We start from the raw sequence: 5,589 nt of genomic DNA on the forward strand, positions 1-5,589 counted from the left end.
TCAACATCATATGTGTATGGATCCTGGAAGTGCATGAATCCTATAAACAGAGACTTATAATGGAAAGCCTTCAGTCCATGGTAATCTCCTTCGGTGAAGGCATTGTATACCATATCTTTTAGTTTGAATCCTTCAGGAGCCTTGCTGTAATCAACAAATTTCTTTAGATGGATCAATAGTTTTGCTACTGATTCAACTCTACTTGGCGTTTTAAATTTGGCATATTTCATGTCATCTCCAAGCTCGCCCAGATATTCGAACATTCCCTTGACATCGACAAATCTTGTCACCGGTATTATTTTATCATTGTCAACGAATATATAAGTTCCCATTCCACATGCAAAGTGTATGGATAACTTATATGTGGGATGCCCTTTCAGTGCTGCAACAAAGTTTGATACATCTGTTGTTGCTGGAACTGTGAAGAAATCTTCCCTTCCTATTGCTCCATCAAGTTGCTGCTCAATTTTCTTTATTGCTCCAGGTATTGTTATCCTCTGCCTTGCTCTGGCACGATCCGACATTCTTCCAACAAGACTTACTGGCTGGAAGTTTACTCCTCTTACAACATCCATGTTGGATTTTGCAAATTTGATCATATCTCCAAGATACATGTCATTTATTCCGCCGATAACTGTAGGAACAAGAACTACTCCCATTGGGGCTTTCTTGTAGTTATCAAGTGCCATCGGTATTTCCCAGAAGTTCTTTGGATTTGATCTTGGAGTTGGCCCATCAAAGCTTGTATAAACTACATTTGATCCTGCTTCCCTTGCCTTTCTCACGAAATCGGGATCATATGCTGCTCTGACACTGTTTGTGTTCATCTGGACATGTTCATATCCTTCTTCTCTGGCTATTTTTATTACGTCAAGTATTTCATCCCTTAATGTTGGCTCTCCTCCTGTTATCTGAACTGCATTTGCACCAACAGGTTTCTCATTTCTCATTCTTCTGAGCATAAGCCTGATCTGATCCAATGATGGTTCATATATTGGCTCATTTTCTTTTGCATAGAAGAAGCAATACCAGCAGGAAAGGTCACAGCGGTTTGTTATAACCACATTTCCCAATCCAGTATGAGATTTATGCTTTACACAAAGACCACAGTGTGTTGGACATATAATTTTGTCTGCATATATTGCCACATTGGGATTTGTTATTAGTGTCCCTTCCTTATCCTGGAATTTCTTGGCCTCCTCGTACATATCGTAATCTTCCCAGTATTTTTCCTTTGTTATTCCATGCTCAGCACATTCCTTTATAAGGTCCACTTCTCCGCCTTCCTCATATACTATAGCAGGAATTCTCATCTGATCGAACTTCTCTTCATCTGCACAAAGTGGGCATAAGCTTTCTGTTACTCTTAAAACGAGCATATCATCTGTAATTAAATGGCCCATTGTTTTCAAAAACTCATCCACGGTTTTGAAAGGCGCGTTTCTGCTTATCTCAAAGTCATTCGCCAGTCTGACCTCGGATTTATTTCTTTCTTCTGTTAACACCATATTAATTCACCTTACTAACTAATCATGTTAAGCATATAGAATAATATATATGTTTTGTCTTTTTTTCTGCTAATTGTGCAAAGGACTAATTAGCCATGTTAATTACAAAATGCAGGTTTATATATAAAGAAATTAGATATTTATCGTTTAATTTCTTATTATCGGCTAATTATAAGTAGAAATTGCATTACAAAATTCATATAATTCAATTAATAATTTTAAATATATTGTGAAACTTGCCCGACAATTATGCATAAAAGTAAAAATTTAAGCTGATTGAATCAGTATTTTTTATTTTTAATTCTTAATTCTTTTAATAATTGATTATACATATAGTCTATATTATGTGAATTCTGGATTTTAATTCCGTGAGACAGCAGATAACTTTTAAGCTGGTCTCTGGTTATTATGCCATCTTTATCTCTCAGTGTTTCATTTATAACTGATGGAATTAATTTCAATAATTTCTCTCTTTCTTCCGATTGCTTATTATTATCCAGTTTCCTGCGTACTTCACGATTAACTTTATCTATCTTTAACTTTAAATCCTGATCAACAGGAAAATCAAGATTTACCCCTTTATTCATCCAGAAGTTTCTCATATCTATGTCCATATCACCATTTATATTTTCTGAGATATTGTTTTTAAAGTATTGCAGCATGTCCTGGACAAGGGTATCAATTGATTTTTCATTTACCTCTCTGGTTAAGGGCAGTATTTTCTTTTCATCATTATCTTCAAGCAGGTCATCAAGGCTGAAGGTATTCAATTCAGTAAACCATTCTGCTTCTTCATGATACTTATAGCCAACGTCATTATTTATGTACATTATATCAATTTCCGAAATTTTATTGGTGTATTTTTTACAATTTATAGTAGAACAATCCATATCTTCGTCTTCAAATCTTTTGATTGAAAGCACAATAGATTTTATGCCGTTATTTCTAGCATTTTTAAGGAATTTTGTTGCACTACCCATACGCTTGTCCCATTCAAAGCTTATGACTATATCCACATCTGTGGAATAATATATAGAAAAGCCATTTTTCTTTGAATAATTTGTAATGTTACCCCACAGTAATTCCATTTTGTCTTTCATATTGGATCACGATATTAATGATTAAGCATAAACTAATATAAAAATTTTTTTAATGGAAATTTGACTTAATATTTTTTTATAATAGTTTAAAATGATATTTAGTATAATAGATATTTAAATCACCTGAACTAATACGATTAAAAATATCTGAAGCGGAAGGACTGGAATTTTTTATTAACAGCCAAGAAAAATTTCTACTTACATCATACGGGAAATAATTTTTAAATTTCCAGTGCTTTGCCTCGCTTTCCCACATTATTCCATAATCAACCTGCCCATTAAGAATTTTCTGAGGAATCTCCCTGTGCGGCACATTGCATATTATAGAATTTACTTTTAAATCTCCATAGTATCCACATTTTTTTTCATAATATTCCTTGAAAGCCATTCCTGAGGAACTGGTTGCCGGGTTGGGAATAGCCATTGGGCGATCTTTTAGGTCACATAAATCTATCTGTTTCTTATTTCCTCTGTAAGCAATGCAGAGGCTATCCTTAAATGCCGATACTCGATCTTTTATTTCCATTTTAGTAATAAGGTTATTCTCCAGGCAAACAATTTCAGGCTTACTATCAATTATTAAGTTTCCAACGGTGATTGGAGCCCCATTTGCTCTTCTCCTGACAAAAACCTCAGGCAAAGTCTCGAAGTAAGTATTAAATCCTTCAGATGCAAGATGAGACATAAAAGAAGGGACTAGAAACCACTGGCTTCCAGGTACGGAGAATTTAATCCCGTTCAGGTTGCCAAAAAAGTCTGAAACAATGTCAAAGTTAGGAACTGCAAATTTCATAAATGGTAATTTTATATTTATATATAATACATATTATCCCGTATATTTTTCCCTGGACATTATTTATTAAATTGTTATAGCTCTCACTTGATGATAGCTTAGTTGGATTCCTTCAGGCATAAACATACATTATTGCAATATTTACAAATATTTTGAAGCATGAAAGTAACTGAACTTGCCATATGGATGAAGTGCGGAGTTATATCTGCCTCATTCGAATATTAATTATTACACGAATACTGCTTCTGGAATGGAAATAATTGTGCATTAAAAATCCCCAGCTATGAATTGTTCGAAAAAAAGCCTTCTTAGCAGGTTTGGAATTCCTTAGTTAGACAGAGCAGAGAAGTGGAATAAAACATATTCAGATTGCATGCAAAGAGAGCACTTAAACCTTTAACGAGGCACTACTTGGAATGGAAATGGCCTTAAAACACTGAAATAAGCACTCACAAAACTGTCAAGACCGTGGATTAAGGCAAAAGCAAGAATTTCCAATCCTTTATTATAGAAAGTATGCCAGAACACATAAATTTTCTTCTGATTGAATTCTTTCCATGCATTTATATGATAAATGGGCTGAATTGGGATTAAAGAATTAAAGCCATATGCAGGATAATTTAAAGCGCCATTGGGACATAAATGTTTTCATTTAAACTTTAAAGCCCTTTATTTTATATTATCAAGATAATCTTTAACTGTCCTTACAGTGCCCTCTTCTTTCAGGGAAGTATCAAGGTCAAACTGCGCTGGTATGGCAAGGTCTCTTGATCCGGTAGGAATCAGAAAATATGCTCTGTTGCCATTACCAATTAATATTAATTTCTCCTTGATTTGTTTTCCAGTATCCTTGTCTTTATATGCATATATTACGAATTTACCTGCATCTTTAAAAATTCTTTCTTCTATCTTTCCTGCTTTTGTTTTTGTTTCGTATATTTCCATACAATATAATTGGTACAACATATTTATAATTATTTCCATATAATAAGAAATTCAGATATGGTCATTGTAAATTAATATTACAAAAATATTTTGTCGCATTTCGATTTAAAAATACACGATATGCCTTTAATATGTTTAAACTATGAATGTTTATGCTTTAATATTAAAATTTAACAAAATTTCTATTATTTCGTTATTTTTTGCATTATTCAATAAGAATAATAACGTATTTATACATTAAACGTATAAAGTAATTGTTGGGTGAAAGTATGGTACAGAAACAATTTGAAACCGTTAAATTGGCTGAAAATGAAAAAGAAAAGAATATTGTGGTTAGAACATACATGGGAAGGCCTTCGAAATTGCACGAAAGCCAGATGAATACCTTAAGGAATTGTGTAGAAAACAAAAAGGTCTGTACAGTGCATGAAATTCAGGAATATATTGTTGATGAATTCAATGTTAAATATTCATCCAAGGAAGTAAGGGAGATTCTCAGAAAATTCCATCTCAATTACTATCCACTTCTTAGAAAATACACATATCCAAGTTATTACGATGAAAAGATCATAAAAAAATTTGATTTTTAATTTTTTTCTTATTAACGGCTCTTGGAAATTATTATAAAGCAATTTTAAATTATGGAAAATGAATATTAAAGATTACATTAAATCAAATTTTATTGTGGTCGGGCACAGAGGCTTGCCGTCCAGTTATGTTGAGAATACAATTCAATCGTTCGAAAATGCATTTAAATTTACCAATATTGTAGAACTGGATGTACATCTAAGTGCTGATAATGAGGTTTATGTTATCCACGATTTTAATCTTGACAGGCTTGCATCTTTAAATAAGGATATAGAAAATATGAAGTCTGAGGATATTGAAAAAATTTTACTTCATGGGCAGAAAATACCAAAATTGTTCGATTTATTGAGTTTATACAAGGACAAATATTTTTTAGTTGAGTTAAAGACTGTACATGATGATGGCTATATAGTTAAAAATGAAATTGAATTGTACACATTAAAAGTAATAGAATCGTTAAGCATGGAAGACCATATATGCATTATATCTTTTGACCCATATGCCATAAGGAAAACAAGGGAACTTAATAAAAGTATTATGCTTGGATTTGATTATGATACTCATTCAGAAAAGTATATGGGAAAGATTGACTGCAATGATTTAAAGTCACTTGATGTTTCACTTTATCTTCCGGAATTTAAGAAAGAGTACATGG

Annotated in this window: 6 protein-coding genes; 2 read left to right on the plus strand and 4 right to left on the minus strand. The window is 32.6% G+C overall.

Annotated features, from left to right (window positions below):
- From tes to WKI77_RS07105, 4 genes are all read right to left on the minus strand, one after another.
- The coding region (gene tes, locus WKI77_RS07090; RefSeq protein WP_337861129.1) for a tetraether lipid synthase Tes at nt 1-1,508 on the minus strand (1,508 nt) is incomplete at its 3' end.
- A gap of 281 nt (nt 1,509-1,789) precedes the next feature.
- Entirely contained in the window at nt 1,790-2,608 is an 819-nt protein-coding gene (locus WKI77_RS07095; RefSeq protein WP_337861130.1) for a hypothetical protein, read from the minus strand.
- A 76-nt stretch (nt 2,609-2,684) separates the two neighbouring features.
- Nucleotides 2,685-3,401, minus strand: coding sequence for a substrate-binding domain-containing protein (locus tag WKI77_RS07100; protein WP_337861131.1), 717 nt, complete (start codon nt 3,399-3,401; stop codon nt 2,685-2,687).
- 669 nt (nt 3,402-4,070) lie between these two features.
- The gene (locus WKI77_RS07105; RefSeq protein ID WP_337861132.1) at nt 4,071-4,346 is read right to left on the minus strand and encodes a hypothetical protein; all 276 of its coding nucleotides are present in this window, start codon (nt 4,344-4,346) and stop codon (nt 4,071-4,073) included.
- Between the two features lie 269 nt (nt 4,347-4,615).
- Between WKI77_RS07105 and WKI77_RS07110 the strand changes: the two genes are divergently transcribed.
- Together WKI77_RS07110 and WKI77_RS07115 are read left to right on the plus strand one after the other, a co-directional pair.
- Nucleotides 4,616-4,936, plus strand: coding sequence for a helix-turn-helix domain-containing protein (locus WKI77_RS07110; protein ID WP_337861133.1), 321 nt, complete (start codon nt 4,616-4,618; stop codon nt 4,934-4,936).
- A gap of 58 nt (nt 4,937-4,994) precedes the next feature.
- On the plus strand, nt 4,995-5,589 hold a 595-nt coding region (locus WKI77_RS07115; RefSeq protein WP_337861134.1), incomplete at its 3' end, for a glycerophosphodiester phosphodiesterase.

Origin of the sequence: Ferroplasma sp., assembly GCF_037442045.1 — an archaeon.
Classification (GTDB): Archaea; Thermoplasmatota; Thermoplasmata; order Thermoplasmatales; family Thermoplasmataceae; genus Ferroplasma.